This is a genomic window from Chryseobacterium piperi, assembly GCF_002285635.2.
GTDB classification, from domain to species: domain Bacteria; phylum Bacteroidota; class Bacteroidia; order Flavobacteriales; family Weeksellaceae; genus Chryseobacterium; species Chryseobacterium piperi.
Genome location: NZ_CP023049.2, coordinates 3,703,368 through 3,719,720, shown reverse-complemented (window position 1 = coordinate 3,719,720; position 16,353 = coordinate 3,703,368). Strand labels below are relative to the sequence as shown.

At 35.2% G+C, this 16,353-nt stretch carries 16 protein-coding genes; 9 read left to right on the top strand and 7 right to left on the bottom strand.

The genetic code is table 11. The annotated features are described in order from the left end of the window. Nucleotides 1-58: 58 nt before the first annotated feature. Nucleotides 59-2,791: a M16 family metallopeptidase gene (locus CJF12_RS16250; protein ID WP_034680971.1), complete on the bottom strand. Its 2,733-nt coding sequence runs from the start codon at nucleotides 2,789-2,791 to the stop codon at nucleotides 59-61. Between the two features lie 114 nt (nucleotides 2,792-2,905). On the opposite strand from CJF12_RS16250, the gene CJF12_RS16245 reads away from it, so the two are divergent. Next, nucleotides 2,906-3,619 (top strand): Dph6-related ATP pyrophosphatase, encoded by a 714-nt coding sequence (locus tag CJF12_RS16245; protein ID WP_034680967.1) that lies wholly within the window; start codon nucleotides 2,906-2,908, stop codon nucleotides 3,617-3,619. Between the two features lie 142 nt (nucleotides 3,620-3,761). On the opposite strand, the gene CJF12_RS20415 is transcribed toward CJF12_RS16245, so the two are convergent. Together CJF12_RS20415 and CJF12_RS20410 are read right to left on the bottom strand one after the other, a co-directional pair. Further along, nucleotides 3,762-4,595: a pyridoxal phosphate-dependent decarboxylase family protein gene (locus tag CJF12_RS20415; protein WP_316930820.1), complete on the bottom strand. Its 834-nt coding sequence runs from the start codon at nucleotides 4,593-4,595 to the stop codon at nucleotides 3,762-3,764. Nucleotides 4,596-4,604: 9 nt separating this feature from the next. After that, nucleotides 4,605-5,171 (bottom strand): hypothetical protein, encoded by a 567-nt coding sequence (locus CJF12_RS20410; RefSeq protein WP_316930819.1) that lies wholly within the window; start codon nucleotides 5,169-5,171, stop codon nucleotides 4,605-4,607. Nucleotides 5,172-5,463: 292 nt separating this feature from the next. On the opposite strand from CJF12_RS20410, the gene CJF12_RS16235 reads away from it, so the two are divergent. Beyond that, nucleotides 5,464-6,630, top strand: a complete 1,167-nt coding sequence (locus CJF12_RS16235; RefSeq protein ID WP_034680964.1) for a serine hydrolase domain-containing protein — start codon at nucleotides 5,464-5,466, stop codon at nucleotides 6,628-6,630. Next, nucleotides 6,627-7,148 carry a 2'-5' RNA ligase family protein gene (locus CJF12_RS16230; RefSeq protein WP_034680960.1) on the top strand — a complete coding sequence of 174 codons (522 nt, stop codon included), beginning with the start codon at nucleotides 6,627-6,629 and terminating at the stop codon, nucleotides 7,146-7,148. Before CJF12_RS16235 ends, CJF12_RS16230 begins: the two co-directional genes overlap by 4 nt. Nucleotides 7,149-7,202: 54 nt before the next feature. Here CJF12_RS16230 and CJF12_RS16225 read toward each other — a convergent pair whose 3' ends face one another. Further along, nucleotides 7,203-8,567 carry a peptidase M64 domain-containing protein gene (locus tag CJF12_RS16225; protein WP_034680957.1) on the bottom strand — a complete coding sequence of 455 codons (1,365 nt, stop codon included), beginning with the start codon at nucleotides 8,565-8,567 and terminating at the stop codon, nucleotides 7,203-7,205. Between the two features lie 2 nt (nucleotides 8,568-8,569). Next, entirely contained in the window at nucleotides 8,570-9,061 is a 492-nt protein-coding gene (locus CJF12_RS16220) for a hypothetical protein (protein WP_131329468.1), read from the bottom strand. Between the two features lie 102 nt (nucleotides 9,062-9,163). Here CJF12_RS16220 and ruvC point away from each other — a divergent pair, with 102 nt between their 5' ends. Beyond that, nucleotides 9,164-9,718 (top strand): crossover junction endodeoxyribonuclease RuvC, encoded by a 555-nt coding sequence (ruvC, locus tag CJF12_RS16215; RefSeq protein WP_034681587.1) that lies wholly within the window; start codon nucleotides 9,164-9,166, stop codon nucleotides 9,716-9,718. Nucleotides 9,719-9,723: 5 nt separating this feature from the next. On the opposite strand, the gene CJF12_RS16210 is transcribed toward ruvC, so the two are convergent. Beyond that, nucleotides 9,724-10,134, bottom strand: coding sequence for a hypothetical protein (locus CJF12_RS16210; protein ID WP_051887152.1), 411 nt, complete (start codon nucleotides 10,132-10,134; stop codon nucleotides 9,724-9,726). Between the two features lie 163 nt (nucleotides 10,135-10,297). On the opposite strand from CJF12_RS16210, the gene CJF12_RS16205 reads away from it, so the two are divergent. From CJF12_RS16205 to CJF12_RS16195, 3 genes are all read left to right on the top strand, one after another. After that, complete coding sequence (locus CJF12_RS16205) at nucleotides 10,298-11,368, top strand: DUF4407 domain-containing protein (protein WP_034680953.1); 1,071 nt, start codon at nucleotides 10,298-10,300, stop codon at nucleotides 11,366-11,368. Nucleotides 11,369-11,455: 87 nt separating this feature from the next. Further along, nucleotides 11,456-11,653: a KTSC domain-containing protein gene (locus CJF12_RS16200; protein WP_034680951.1), complete on the top strand. Its 198-nt coding sequence runs from the start codon at nucleotides 11,456-11,458 to the stop codon at nucleotides 11,651-11,653. 106 nt (nucleotides 11,654-11,759) lie between these two features. Beyond that, nucleotides 11,760-13,097 (top strand): IS1182 family transposase, encoded by a 1,338-nt coding sequence (locus tag CJF12_RS16195; RefSeq protein WP_034681241.1) that lies wholly within the window; start codon nucleotides 11,760-11,762, stop codon nucleotides 13,095-13,097. A 140-nt stretch (nucleotides 13,098-13,237) separates the two neighbouring features. On the opposite strand, the gene CJF12_RS16190 is transcribed toward CJF12_RS16195, so the two are convergent. Next, the gene (locus tag CJF12_RS16190) at nucleotides 13,238-15,109 is read right to left on the bottom strand and encodes a GEVED domain-containing protein (RefSeq protein ID WP_034682684.1); all 1,872 of its coding nucleotides are present in this window, start codon (nucleotides 15,107-15,109) and stop codon (nucleotides 13,238-13,240) included. Nucleotides 15,110-15,330: 221 nt separating this feature from the next. Between CJF12_RS16190 and CJF12_RS16185 the strand changes: the two genes are divergently transcribed. Both CJF12_RS16185 and CJF12_RS16180 read left to right on the top strand, forming a co-directional pair. Then, nucleotides 15,331-15,789: a redoxin domain-containing protein gene (locus tag CJF12_RS16185; protein ID WP_084675617.1), complete on the top strand. Its 459-nt coding sequence runs from the start codon at nucleotides 15,331-15,333 to the stop codon at nucleotides 15,787-15,789. 10 nt (nucleotides 15,790-15,799) lie between these two features. Next, complete coding sequence (locus tag CJF12_RS16180) at nucleotides 15,800-16,318, top strand: DsbA family protein (RefSeq protein WP_034682686.1); 519 nt, start codon at nucleotides 15,800-15,802, stop codon at nucleotides 16,316-16,318. The last annotated feature ends 35 nt before the right edge of the window (nucleotides 16,319-16,353 follow it).

The following is a 16,353-nucleotide window of genomic DNA, read 5'->3' as shown; positions in this document are numbered from 1 at the left end:
ACAAAGCCGTAGAATTTTTAATCTACGGCTTTGTTATTTGAGTCAATACAATCAAGCATTACTTCTTATTAAAATCCCCAGCAAAAACAGAAATTATATTATTTTCAGAAAGGTATTTTTTCAAGGCTGCATTAACTTCAGATAATTTCAGATTCTGAACTTTTAAATTCTGTTCATCAAACCTTTCCAAAGGAACTCCATAAAGAAGATTATTGTTAACCAAATTCATGAGTGTATTATCTGACCCTAAACTTGTTGTTCTTTGATTACCATAGCTTTGCTTATTAGAATCCAACTCTTGCTGAGTAAACCCAGAAGCTAATGCTTTATTTACCTCTTCTTTTACAGCAGCTTCTACAGCATCCCTCTTGGTTGGATTAAGAAAAGCATAATAGTTCCAGGAAGCCACATCATTGGTAATCGGAACATTCAGATAGGAACCTACCCCATAAGAAATCCCATCTTTTTCCCGCAACCTCATTGGTAACCTTGCGGAAAGAAATCCTCCACTTCCTAAAATTTCATTAGCCATTACCAAAGCCGGATAATCAGGATTGTCTTGTGTCATCTTAAAGCTTGAAGTTCCAAGGGCTACTGCATTTTCTTTATCTGGGGTAATGATATTTTTATCTTGTTTTTTAGTGTCAAAAAATGTTGGTTTTACTTCTACAAATTTTGATTTAGCAGTAAATTTCCCAAATGTCTTCTCTAATTCAGAGGAAGCTAGTTTTGAATCAATTGCACCAATCAAGGTTCCTGCACCATCTGAAGCGCCCATAATATTCTGATAGAAATCGACCACTTGTGCTCTGGTTACTTTTTTATTTTTATCAATTTGTTCCTGCAAAGGAGCAATATAAAAAATACTTGTTTTCGGATATGGAGAAGCCATTCTTTGCAATTCATTATTTGCAATAGCCCGAGGATCTTTAAGCTGTCCTTCTAATTGCGTATTGGTTTCAGTAATCGTTTTAGTCAGTTCATTTTCAGGGAATGTCGCATTGGATAGCATATCCTGTACAATAGCCATTACCTTCGGGTAGTACTGTTTATAGGTATTGATACCAATAATTAAATTCTGTTCGTAAACATAAGCATAAACCGAAGATTTCATCTGATCCAAATCATCTTGGATCTGTTCTTTTTTTCTGGTTTTAGTTCCCGATTTTAATAAGGATGCAGCCATGCCTGCAACCGCTTCTTTACCCTGAAGATCTTTTTCGTTTCCGATTCTGAGACGGAAAGTTCCCTGTATCTTATCCCCTTTAAGTTCTTTATTAATAAGCCCGTATTTCATCCCGTTAGAAAGCTTTCCTTCTGTCAGGTTTTTCTTAATGTTAGCAATAGAGGCTTCAAAAGGAGCCGGCTCTTTTTCCAAAGCTCTTCCTTTATAATCTTTTACCAAATCCGCAAGCTGATTATCTCTAAACTCTGTAGGGAAAACCCTTTCTTCATTTGGAGAAGGCCTGAAAACTCCTATGGTACGATTATTATTCTTAAAGTATTTTAGAGCCACTCTATTGATATCTTCCAATTTCAAATTTTCTACATTATCTCTGTAAAGAAAATTGAGTTTGTAATTTCCTGCCCCTACAATTTCCGTAAGACCAATCGCATAATTAATAGTATTATTTTTTTTATTCTCGATACCTTTAACCAACTTTGATTTCGCTCTTGTAAGATCTTCCTGGGTAAACTTCATGGATGATATTTGATCTAATTCTGTTCTTACAAGTTTTGTAATTTCATCCAGATTTTTATCCTTGGAAACGTCAAAATTAAAATAGACCATTCCCGGATCTCTCAAGGCCGGATTAAACGTCCAGATAGCAGAAACCTTTTGAGTTTCCACTAAACTTTTATATAAATATCCTGAAGGGTCGGATGTAAGAATCTCATAAAGTGCTGCTAAGGCAGCATAATCTTTATCTGCATACGCTGATGTATGATAACCAACAGCTATGATTTGCTTATCATTATTTCTTTTAATTTCAAAGTATTTTTCTCCATTTTGTGCAGGCTCTACAGTATATGTTCCTCCCAACTCACGAGCAGGCTTCGGTAATACAGAAAAATATTCTGAAATATATTTTAAAGCATTATTCTCATCAAATTTTCCAGCAATAATTAAAGTTGCATTATCAGGCTGATAGTATTTTTCATAGAATTTTCGTAGTGTTGGAGCTTTTACACGCTCAATATCTTCTTTACTCCCGATTGTGCTATTTCCGTAATTATGCCAGGTATATCCATTTGAGAATACATTCTGGATCATGACTCTTGTAGGATCATTTTCTCCGATCTCAAACTCATTTCTTACCACAGAAAATTCTTTATCCAGATCACTTTGCAAGATGGTCGCATTGATCATTCTATCAGCCTCCATTTGCAAAGACCATTTTAAATTCTCTTCATTAGAAGGAAAAATTTCAAAATAATTCGTCCTATCGTACCAGGTCGTTCCATTAGCCTGACCTCCTTTATCAGAGAGCTGCTTTTTGATATCGCCAAGATTTTTAGTACTCTTGAACAGCATATGTTCAAGCAAATGTGCCATTCCTTTTTCCCCATACCCTTCGTCTTTTGAGCCCACATTATAAATAATGTTGACGACCATATTACTTTGTGAGGCATCAGGGATTAAAAGAACTTTCATTCCGTTATTCAAAGAGTATTCTTTTATCCCTTCAATATTCCCAACAAATTTTGGTGTTTCAGCTTTTTGCGAAAAAACAGGGGTTGTAATTCCTGTTAAAAATAGAACCGCCGTTCCAAATAGTAAATTTTTCATCTGTATTTTGTTTAATTTCGTTTAAATTTAAAAAAACAAGGACCTCCATTTATTAATAAGACAACTCTAACCTACAAAACATTACAATAAATATATAAAAAACATCACTAATTAATGAAAATCTCAAAAGCTCTGTTTAACTGGAGTAGCGGAAAAGATTCTGCACTTGCATTATATAAAATTCTAAAAAGTAACACATTTGAAGTCACATGCCTCTTTACAAGCATTAATGAAGAGTATCAGAGAATTTCCATGCATGGGGTTCACGTTTCTCTTTTAGAGCAACAGGCATTGAGTATTGGCATTCCTTTAATTAAGATGGAACTTCCCAAAGAACCTTCCATGGAAATATATCGTGAATTGATGAATACAAAGATGAATGACATGAAATCACGGGGTATCACCTATTCTATTTTCGGGGATATTTTCTTAGAAGACCTTCGTACTTATAGAGAAGAACAACTAAAAGCTGTCGGAATGGAAGCTGTTTTTCCATTGTGGAAAGAAAATACAACCAGCCTTATTCATGAATTTTTGAATTTAGGTTTTAAAACGATTGTCACTTGTGTAAATGAAACCTATCTGGACAAAAGTTTCGCAGGAAGAATTATTGATGAACAATTTTTAGCTGATCTCCCTAAAAATGTAGATCCTTGCGGAGAAAATGGTGAGTTTCATACCTTCACGTTTGATGGGCCTATTTTTAAAAACCCCATTCAGTTCGAAGTAGGTGAAATAGTAAAGAAAACATATCCAAAGCCTAAGTCTGAGGATAACGAAAATGATGATGAGTATGTCTTCTGGTTTTGTGATTTGATATCCAGATAATCTGCAGATTACTATAAATAATAGCCCTGTCGAAATAATTTCAGTCTGCTATTTTTATTCGTGCATTCGTGGCAATAAATTCTGAAGCCACGAATGCACGAATATTTTATAAATGGTATGTTGGTCTTTTTAGCTTTATTCCTTATTTTAAGGTTAGCATTATTTCATTCATTAGATTAAATACCATCTCAACATCTCTCTCATCCGTTCTCCAGTTCACAAAAGCAGCTCTTATCCCTTTGTGCTGATCGTAAAAAGTAGGCGTCATAAAAACTTTGCCTGTACTATTAAGCCTTTCCAAAAATAGACTAACCTTATCCTGATCTTCTTGAGTTTTCAGGGTAAAACAAACCGTATTAAGCCGTACCGGAGCTAATAGCTTAAAATGTTCACCGTTTTCAATGAGTTGTCCGAATTGATTTGAAAGCTCTATCGTATTTTCTACAATTTGCTGATAGCCTTTTTTACCATAAGCCATTATTGAAAACCATGCAGGCAAAGCCTTTAGCCTTCTTGAGTTTTCGGGAAGAAAATTTAAATAACTAAAATTTTCTAACGGATCTCCCAGATAAGGAGCATTGGAATTTTGAAAAGTTTCTACCTGTAAAATTTTATAGTCCTCTTTTACAAAAAATACCGCACTCTCATAAGGAACATTAAGCCACTTATGACAGTCTATCGTAATACTGTCTGCCCATTCCCATCCTTCTATCAAATGTCGGTAGCTATCAGAGCAAGCAGCAAAACCACCAAATGCAGCGTCAATATGCCACCAGAATTTATATTTCTTTTTGAGCTCTGCAATGGTTTTAAAATCATCAAAGTCTACCGTATTTACGGTTCCACCGCTCGAAATCAGAATGAATGGTTCGCCTTGTAATTCGATAATCCGGCTTTCCAGGTCACTCATACACATGGCTTCTCGATTTCCTTCAATGGTTTTAATCTTTATGGTATTGCTGCTTCCTATTCCCAAAAGTGAAAGTTATTTCAAACTGGAAGAATGTGGTGTAGCTGTTAAAACTTTAAGAGGACTAGAAATTCCATTTTTAGCAATGTCTTCTCCTTTCTGTTTTCCAATCCATTGTCTGGCTACTGCCATACAAGTAAAATTGGACATGGTCGCTCCGGTAACAAAGCCTCCTAGAAAGCTTTTAGGAAGACCTAAAAGATCCAGCATCAGATTGATAGCCTCTAATTCAATCATGGCAGAAACATCTCCTTGCCCTTTTGATGATTGTGTATTTTGATCATACACCGAAGCAAGCCAATCCCCTGCTATGGAAGCAGGCGTAGAGCCTCCGGTAACATATCCCCAGTATCTCGGTCCTGATGACCCAACGATAGCCTGTTCAAATCTTTCATTAAAGATTTCCAGTACTTTTTCCGCTCCATAACCTTCTTCAGGTAATGATTCATGATCAAAGAACACATCATGTTCAACAGATGTTCGTCTATCCGATATTGTATCGAGATACGATATACTTTGTTTTTTTATGATGTCCAGTAAATGGTCAATTTGAGACAAATCGTTTTCAAGGTATGTTTTCATTTTTAGAGCAATAATCTACTCAAAAGTATTACTTTCTATCCTATTTTTATTTACATAATTATCATCCGATACGTAATTTTTTATCTTTTTCATATAAATTTTCTTTCTATCCAGACAGAGCAATCATTATTATATCCTTAAATTAATTCCTCTGTGCTTAATGTGATGAAAATATAATTCCCTTTTTGGCTAGTTTTACCGAATAGCTTTGAAACTTAAAACTTATTTTTTTAATTCAAAATACTCGATTTGCATCCTTTTTGCTGGGTTTTTAGCATAAACTTAAAGACAAATGTTGAAAATTTCCAATCTATTACTGACTTTATTAGTCATTGTTTTCTCTTTAACCGCTTGTAAGAATACTCCGGAACCTATTGATACTATTAACAGAAATGCGATTGTAGATTCAGCTATTACAGCATTTGAGAAAAAATTGCTAGCCAGCCAGATTGATTCTATATTTAAAAAATATAACTTTAATGGAAGTGTCGGTGTTTTCAAAGATTCGGTTCAACTGTATCAAAAAGAAAACGGATTTTCTAATTTTGAAAATAAAACCAAGATCAACAACAATACAATTTTTGCTATCGGCTCTGTAAGCAAGCAATTTACTGCGGTTCTCATCCTGCTTCAGGCAGAACAAGGCCAATTAAATACAGAGGATAAGGTTTCAAAGTATCTAAAGGAATTCCAGACCAAAGAATATGAAAATATTACTATTCATCAACTTTTAAACCACACATCAGGATTGAATATGTTCGGAGGAAGGTTACTTTTCAAAAGTGGAACAGGTTTTTTCTACTCCAATGATGGCTTTAATGCATTAGGAAAAATCGTTGAGAAGGTTACCGGGAAAACGTATGATGAGAATGTCCTACAATTATTTTCAAAAACCGGAATGAGCAATTCTTCAACAGGAACCTCATTTAATGGCAATGGTAAAAACTTCGCAAGCGCTTATCTTGGAACTGAAAAAAATGCAGAGAAAGTGCCTAACATGCCTAAGAGACTGGGCGGAAAAGAAATCGGAACACCTGCGGGTGGTATTCTTTCTACAATACAGGATCTCCAAATCTGGAACCACGCTTTATACGGAGGAAAGATCATTAAACCGGAAACCCTTAATAGATTTATCTCCAAGAGCTCAGAAAGACAACATGCCGTGTTTGGTAAAATGGGATATGGATATGGTATTATGATGAATATCGGAAAACCTGTTTCTTATTTCCACAGTGGATATATTAAAGGCTCCCCATCCCTTAATATTTACTATCCCGAAACTAAAACCTCAGTGATTATACTTTCTAATATTGCCGATGAGTCCAAAGGGAAAAACTCAATCTTTAAACCTCATATTGAAATAAAGAAAGCAACGGACGCTATTGAAAATACAGTCATTGATCTGAAAAAAGAAATGATCAACACGGTTCCTGAAAATAGCACTAAATTGCTTCCATGAAAAAATTGTATTTCATAGCCATCTATCCCCCTCAACAGATCATTGACGAGATCAAATTTTTTAAACAGGATCTGTTTATAAATTATCATAATTCAAAGGCTATTAAAAATGATGCACACATCACCTTATTTCCTCCTTTTTCAAGGGAAATTGAGCTGGAAAGTGACATCCTTACGGCATTTAATAAAATTGATACAAACCTTTCACCTTTTGAAGTTGAGCTGAACGGATTTGGAAGTTTCCCCAATCCTAAAAATCCTGTATTATTTGTTCATCCAGTGCCTAATGAGAATTTGACAGCACTTCACCATAGAGTAAAACAACATTTTAATTTTATGAAATATTCTTTTACTCCTCATATGACAGTTGGCTACAGAGATTTAAGTTACGAGAACTACCTGAAAGCATGGGAGATTTACAAAGAGAAAACTTACAAAACTAAATTCATAGTTGATAAAATATTAGTTCTTCGCCATGACGGAAGATGGGTTCCTATAGCACAAAAAGAATTAAAATAAAAAGAATCGGTCTTATAAGGTCGATTCTTTTTTATAGCAATGAATATCTAGAAATTATTCTTTTACGATTTTCTGAGAAATAATAAGACCTTCGTCTTCCATAACACTTAAAGTATAAGTCCCTGTCGGAATCGTTTGAATACCTACCCAGATGGTTGAAGAATCCTTCATTTCAAACTTCACAGGAATCATTCTACCTGCTCCGTCATACAATGCTACTTTTACATTTTTAGAAAAACTCTGTTTACCTCGGATGTAAAATTCATTTTCAGCAGGATTTGGATAAATACTAAATCTCCTTTCTTCGGCTTTAACTTCAGATATTCTCAATGTAGAGGATTTATTCAATTTCCAAGTTATGGTTGCCAAATGAACTGTATTATGATTAGTAACTTTTATTAATGGGCTGTTATCCGTTACCGAAAAAATAAGGGTATTAGTACCGTTATTTAACTGCCCCGGAGAAACGGTCAAGGAATTGCTGGTTGAAGAAAGAGTAGTTCCATTAAGCATCCATGAGTTGACCAATGTATTAGGAATAGGCAAAACTTCATTCACTGTAAATGTAGCGGCAGCATTTCCGTTCAAGGTACTACTATTCGCTGGTGTATAAGAATCTATTGGAGAAACCAGGGAATGTATTCTTTCAATAATGGCCTCTTTACATACAGAACAGAATTGTCTGTCTAAATATCTCATTTCACAATTCTGATGCGGACGGTACCATGAAGGGCTTTCAGTATAAGGATATACTCCAACGCTATTCAGTCCAAGCCAGTTTTTCCATTTGATCGTTGCGGTATTAGAATTTTGAGTCTTATTGGGAGATTCTCCAGTTCCTGCAAACCAGTATTCATCAGCAAGTTTTCCGAATGAGTGACCCAGCTCGTGAACGACAATTTCATTCGCAGCCCCGTTTAAGGATGCAAATGCATATGTTCCGCCACAACCTCCATATTCTGTAGAGTTTCCGAGAACATAAGTAATATCATAATCCGGTACATTTGCTGCCAGTACCTGTGCTACCTTATTGGTCGTATTGCTGTAAATGCATCGGTGAACCCCAAAGTCAAAAGAAGAGCCTAAATAATTATTAGGATTGGAAACAGGAATTACGGGTTCCGTAACATCTGTTGCTGTTCCGGGATGCTTCACACCAGTCTGGGTCGAAACAACTTTTACAGCATAGGCATTAAAATAATTTTTATATTCTGTATAAGGGCTTTTGGTAAAAAGATAATTAATCGTCGATTGTGCTGACGACACAAAATTATTTTGTTGTGCTGAAGTAAACCCATCACCTAAAACCGCAATATTAATGCGGTTATCATTAGAACCATTATTGAGCAGCGCTACTGTTTGAAAAGTCTGGGAAAAACAGAAGGTACTGATAAGTAATAAAAGTAAAGTTTTTTTCATGGCTATAGTTTTTGGGTAAATAATAATTGATTACCAGCATTGGTGGCCTTCTCAATTTTCACAATTTTTATTTCGGAAGAATGAGGATACCGAATACTGAATTCTGCACTATTAAGGGAAACTTTATGTCTTTTGATTCCCTCTTTTTCAAAACTTTCCATGTTCTGATTCAATGGATCTTCAACAATCTGCTTTGTAAACTCTTTCCCGTTAGCATCGGTTAAAGACACAATAAAGTCTCCAATACCAAGAGAACTTCTGTCAAAAGCAGGAATAGCCTTAAGCTTTCCTCCTGTTATTTTCTTTCCCTCCAAGGTAATTTTTTCCATACCTGAACTACTTTTTTCAACTTTGAAAAACAGGTAGCCGATCTGATTTTTGCCTTCCTGTGATTTTTCATTTCTAATTGGGCCTCCTGTCATTAAGTCATTCACTTGCAGAAAGCTACAAAGAACAAAAACAGGAAACACGAAAAGGTTTAGTAAATTTTTCATGATCATTTTTTGATGAAGTTAAGAAGATTTCACCAAATTAAGATTTATTTTTATTATTTTTTTTCTAATGAAAAAAAAGCAGAAAGTCATATCTTTGACTCAATGATTCCAGAAAAAATAATTTTAGGTATAGACCCAGGGACTGCCATTATGGGATTCGGGATTATTTCCGTTAAGAAGGGGAAAATGGAGATGATATCGATTCATGAACTTATTCTAAAAAAATATCCCAATCACGAAACCAAACTCAAATATATTTTTGATAAAACGCTTGCTCTGATTGATGAATATCATCCCGACGAAGTGGCACTCGAAGCTCCTTTCTTTGGTAAAAATGTACAAAGTATGTTAAAGTTAGGCCGAGCGCAAGGAGTTGCTATGGCCGCAAGCCTGCACAGGAATATTCCGATCACAGAATATTCTCCCAAGAAAATAAAAATGGCTATTACCGGTAATGGAAATGCCAGTAAAGAACAGGTAGCCGGAATGCTTCAAAACCTTTTAAACCTGAAAGAGTTTCCTACAAAATATCTGGATGCATCCGATGGCCTTGCCGTAGCGGTATGCCACCATTTCAACTCAGGAACTATCGCAGATACAAAATCTTTCTCGGGCTGGGAAAGCTTCCTGAAACAAAACCCGGATCGATTAAAATAGTCAATTTATTTATTCTTATACTCTGACGGGCTAATGGAAAAATCTGCTGTAAGCTTTCCATTCTTATCATAGTAGACATAGGTCAAAGTGATATCATTATCCCTGAAGATCTGCATATCAGGAGAGGTTTTTAAAGCATTAACAGCACTCTCCTTCGCTTCACTTTTAAAATGGCTGATTTCAGTTTCTGTCACGCTTTCCTTTACATCTTCCAATAAGGTATAACTGTATTTAAAACTCTTATTCCCGGAAGCAGAAGCACTATCTAAACGAATCCCTTTGCTCATCACCTGAGGACCAAGCTTATTCATCGTTGCCGCTGCTTCCTTTAATTCTTGATCAATCGTTTTTTCTTTATTGCATGAGCATAAAAGTAAAGTCGTACTGATCGCCGAAAGTCCTATTAAATTTTTCATGATTTTGGTATTATTCACTTAAAGATAGTAATATTTCAACACAATAAAATAAATAACTGAAAATCAAACACATAAATACAAACAAGTCTATACTTGGTAAAACATAATACTATCTTTAGCATTGGTATGATTTTTAGTATTACTTTTGTATAAATTTTCAATTATGAAAAATGACCAACAAACTATAAATCAGATGAATCATAAAATAAATTGGTTCCAGAAGTTTCTGATGGTATGCTCCGGAGGAAATATTCATATTTTAAGAAAAACACCAAGTGAATGGAACAAATTCTCAGGCATTGGAGGTATTGTTCTTTTCACAGCAGTTTTTGCGACACTTTCTGCAGGCTATGCGATGTATACAGTATTCGACAATATCTGGACTTCAGCAGGCTTCGGAATTTTATGGGGATTAATGATTTTTAATCTGGACCGCTATATCGTTTCGTCTATAAAAAAGACGGGAACCTGGTGGAATCAGATTTTAATGGCCATCCCTCGTTTGATACTAGCCACTTTTTTAGGAATTATTATTTCAAAGCCATTAGAGCTTAAAATTTTTGAGAAAGAGGTTAATAAACAGCTCAATACTATTATTCAGAGAAACAAAAAGCAACTTCAGGGTGAGATGACCGGAAGAATCCTGCAGCAAAGCGGACCTTTCGAAACCGAAAAGAAACAGATTTCAGAGAAAACGTTACAATATCAGAAGTCTTATGATTCCGCTGCCGTAGAATTAGAAAAAGAAATTTTAGGAAAACAATCCGGCTTAACCAGCGGAAAAGAAGGTTTTGGACCTAATGCGAAGCGAAAGCAAGAGCTTAAAGAACAAAGAAGACAAGATTTAGAAAATTATCAGAAACAGGTTGCCCCAAGACTCGAATATTTAGATAAGGAAATTTCTAAAGTCTATACCAACCTTGAAACAGAAAGAAAATCTACAGAGACCTTTGAAGACAAATTCAATGGGTTTGCAGCCCGTTTACAGGCTTTAGATGAATTAGGAAAAAACTCAGCAATCATCGGCTTAGCAGCCACTTTTATTATGGGGCTTTTCATCTGTCTCGAAATTTCTCCGGTACTGGTTAAATTAATTTCCCATGTAGGTCCTTATGATTATCTACTGGAAAAAACCGAAAATGATTTCCGGTTGTATTCAAAAGAAAAGATTGAAAAAGGTAATGCGCTTACCGATTATAGAATTGAGGATTTCAAAGAGAATTTTAAAAAGTAAAATACCCATTGTATATAATTGAAGACCTTCCGAATTTCGGAGGGTCTTTTCATTTTATAAAGGAATATTTTTTGCATTTTCTCTACTATGCCCTCTTCAGTTGTACATAGTTATGAGTACTTTCCTAAAACTGAAATATTACGAATTGTATATCAGTCAGGGGCTATTTATGATTACCTGAAAGTTCCACAAAAAATTGCTGATCAGCTTAAGATGGTAAAGTCCAAGGGAACATTTCTCAATAAGGTCATTAAGAAGAAATTCAAATATGTCAAAATAAAATAATTTTATTTTCCAATTAAAAAGAGGCTGTCTCAAAAGAGATAGCCTTTTTTATGCAAAAAGGAAAGCTTTCGCTTTCCTAATAGTTGCAAATTGATTAATTTGCATTGTGTTAAGTACGTCAAAAGTAGTCTTTAAAGATTACACCCCCAAAGAAAATCTGCTTTTTCCTCCCAATTTATCGGAGTTGATTGATGAGCGACATCCTGTGAAAATTGTTTCAAACATTATTGATGGCTTGGATATCAAAAGCTTAATTAAAACCTACAAACCTGGCGGAACATCTTGCTACCACCCGAAAATGCTTTTGAAAGTTTTGATTTATGGCTATTTAAGCAATATCTATTCAAGCCGCAAAATGGAGCAGGCCTTGAAAGAAAACATCCATTTTATGTGGCTCTCTGCAATGAGCCGTCCCGATCATAACACCTTAAACAGGTTCCGTAGTGAACGATTGAAAGGTGAGATTAAAGCTATTTTCACACAAATTGTTCTTCTTTTGGAAAAGGAAGGTTTGGTAAGTCTGAAAACCACTTTTGTAGATGGCACCAAGATAGAAGCCAATGCCAATCGCTATACTTTTGTTTGGGGAAGAGCTGTCAAAAAACACAAAGAAAGGATTGCAGAGCAATTAGAAGAGCTTTGGAACTATGCAGAAACAGTTGCCAAAGACGAGCTTGAAAATACAGAAAGTATTGATTTTAAAGAAGTAGATTCTGAAAAAGTAACTCAAACCATCGAAAAGATCAATGAAGTTTTGAAAGATAAAAAAGTAGCTTCAAAAGTTCGTCAGAAACTGAATTATGCTAAGAAAAACTGGGCAGATAATTTAGAGAAATATAAAAAACAGCAAGAATTATTAGAAGATAGAAATTCCTATTCCAAAACCGATACAGACGCTACTTTTATGCGAATGAAGGAGGATCATATGCGAAACGGACAACTAAAACCCGCTTACAATCTACAAATTTCTACCCATAGACAATTCATTTTACATTATTCAATTCATCCCAACCCAACAGACACCAAAACATTAGCGACTCATTTACTGGGTTTTGAAGAAAGCTATCATAAAGCTCCCAAAGAGCTTGTTGCTGATGCTGGTTATGGCTCAGAAGAAAATTACAACTTGTTAAAATCTAAGAAAATAAAAGCTTATGTTAAATATAATTACTTCAGAAAAGATCAGAAATCGGGACAAATAACCACTTCACAAAACAATCCTAAATTGGCAAAAATCAGAGAAAAGGTTTTCAAACTTCTTAATACCAGCAAGGGCATCAAACTCAGAAAACAAAGATCCCATGATGTTGAACCTGTTTTTGCAGAGCTCAAACACAACAAAAATTTTAAACGATTCATGCTTCGGGGAAAAAATAAAGTCGAGGTAGAAATCGGCATACTCGCAATTGCCCACAATCTAAAGAAAATGTCAAAAGCAGCCTAAAACAGACTGCTTTTTTGACTTATATCTTCTTTTTTCCAAGATATTTTTTTTATTCAAAATATCGAAATCTTTTTTCAATGAAATACTAAAAAGAGACTGTCCTTTTGAGACAGCCTCTCTTACTGATTGTGCTAAAATATTTATTTAATAATCAGTTTGGATGCTTTGTTATCTTTCCCATTAGAAATCTGAACCATATAGACTCCTTTTTCAAGTTTTTGATTGATTCTGTAGACTCCACTTCCTTCTTCAGTTAAAGATGGATTATTTACAATCAATCTACCAGACATATCGGAAATCGCAACTTTAAGGTTTTTACCATTTTTAGCTTTAATGAATACACTATCTCCACTTGTAATTGGATTTGGATAAATCATTAAGTCATCATTATCAGATTTAACTTCATTAGTACCTAATGTGGTAACAAACTTAACGGTATAATCTTCTGCTTGCCCCCATGATAATTGACCACAAGGTGTAATATTCGTATTCTGATAATCTACAATAACTCTCATTCTTAATGGAGTATTGAGTACTGTAGAAGATGGAGCCGTAAAGCTTGCATTGAAAACTCCAATTAAAGTCGTTGGATCAACGGCAATATTATCACCAGAAGCCACTAACTCAGAATCTTCAAAAGTTCCATTATTATTATAGTCAATCCATGTACGTACAGAGTTTCCTTCATCAGAAACATTTACCTGTAGGTTTTGAGATTGGCTGACCTGTAATTCTGTTGATGCAGATCTTAAACAGTTCGAACCGGTATAGTCTTCATAATAATTCGGTGAATTCATCCATACACCACTGGAAGCATTATTAATATTTCCTAATTTAACCAAAGTAGGACCCACAAAATAATTATTATTAGCTCCGTTAGTTAAGCCACTTGGAGCACACGCTGGGATAGGTGTTCCTAGATTAGCAGCTGCCGCAGGAGGTGTTGCCCCAAGCGAAGTACTTAAAGAACCTTTCATTAAGAAGAAATACGTAGCTGATCTGTCATGCTGCCCATTGGTGAATTTAAATGCCGGTGGATTGGTGTAATTCATCATGTTATACTGAACCCCTTGGTAATTACTTCCGGTACAGTAATTCATATCATTATTGGTAGGAACAGGAAAATCATTCAGTAAGCTTCTTGATCTTTCCGTATCACAAACTCCATCATCATCTCTGGTACAATCGTTAGTAGCCTGAGGCGGGCAATATGCCGTAGAAGAGGTTCCTGCAGGAGCATCTGCATTTGCATTTCCAAAAGTATGCAGTAATCCCATACTATGGCCAAATTCATGAGCTAAAGTAACATCGTCTTGCAATGTAACAACGAAAGATTTCATAAATGATTCATAGGAAGAATCCGGGTTTTGTGGTAAACCAGCCCAGCCCATAATTCCATAAGTTCCGCCACCATCTACTTTATTCATAATGTATATATTGAAATAAGAAGACTCCGTCCAATGAGGAGCGATAGATTTTATTTGCGCTGTGGTTACTCCATTGGAGCCATTACGCTTGATCCCATAAGCATCATACCCGGAAATGCTTCCGCCATTATATCTTATGATCCCGGTAGTGGGGTTACAATTAGGATCTCTTTTTGCCAATACTAATTTTATGGGCATTGTGGCAGCAGTTCCAAAATCTCCGGGAACTGTATGAGACCATTGATAGGTACCTGCATACATTTGGTTACAATGTTCCAACCATGCCTGAATATCAGCATCACTTTTATTATAAGCCGTTCCTATAGCAGCTCCTGTAGGTGCTATTACGTGTACAACAACAGGGATTTCATAAACCCCGTTCACTGTTTTAAAGGCATTTTTATTTGAGCCGGCCGTGCCGTTTTTAAGAATTTGATTACGGATTTTGAGAATCATCTCATCAATTTCTTTATTCTGTTTTTGATATGGTTGTTGAACATCATCAAAACCACATATCTTTTGCTGCTGTTGTGCTGATAATGAAACAGACAATACCAGAATCCCACAAAGGAAAGTTTTCTTCATTTTTGATAATTTTTTAAAATTTATTTTATAGTTTTATTATTAAAATAAATTTTTTCACCTATCATTCTATGTTTGATGTAATATGTCATTGTAATATTACATTTGTTACAATCCGCATATTTATTTTTAACAATAATTTAAGTCATCAACCCCTATGAATTGATTTCTTATTAGTAATTTTAGTTTTTAATATGAATTTTTTCATAACCAATCTCAAAAATATGATATTAGAAAAAGGAACCCCAGCCCCGGATTTTGAGCTTCATGCCACACCTGATCAAACATTAAAACGTTCGGATTTTCTAGGAAAGAATCTGATTTTAGTTTTTTATCCTGCGGACTGGAGCCCGGTTTGTGGCGATCAGGTAAGCCTGTATAACGAAATGCTTTCCATTTTCCATAAATATAACGCTGACATTCTTGGAATTTCTGTAGACAGTACTTGGTGTCATGATGCCTTTATGGAAAACAGAAAACTGCATTTCCCTTTATTGGCTGATTTTAACCCTAAAGGAGAAGTTTCAAAAGCCTATGGAGTCTACAATGAAGAAAATGGAACCTCGAAACGGGCTCTGTTCGTTATTGACCCTGCAGGGATAATTCAATGGAGTTATCTGTCTCCTGATGGAATTAATCCCGGTGCTGATGGGATTATTGACGCATTAGAAAATTTAAAATAAAATAATACTTATGTCTACTTTAAGAGTTCCCATTGGCCCTCAGGATCATGTTCAGGGAAATCCCGATACTGCAAAAATAGTTTTAGTTGAATATGGCGACTATCAATGTCCTTACTGTGGGCATGCCTTTCCTTTGATAAGAAAATTCGTCCAAGAAAATAGTGATGATGTAGCATTTGTATTCAGAAACTTTCCCTTAACAGATGCCCATGAATATGCCATGGCTGCCGCAACAGTTGCTGAAGCTGCAGGAAAACAAGGAAAATTCTGGGAAATGCATGACCTGATCTATGATAATCAAAATATATTGAACGAAGCGCTGCTTAAGGAATGCGTGAAAGTTTTGAAGCTGGATGTCAATAAAATTGAAAATGAAATCAATACTGCGGAACTTCAAGGTAAAATTGAAGCTGACTTTGAAGGCGGTGTACGCAGTGGCGTGAACGGAACTCCTTCTTTTTTCGTTAATGGACAAAAATGGGAAGATTACGATGGAACCTATGACTCATTTATGGACCTGCTTTCTTAGTTTAATTTCAAAGAAATCTTACAAATTATAAAACA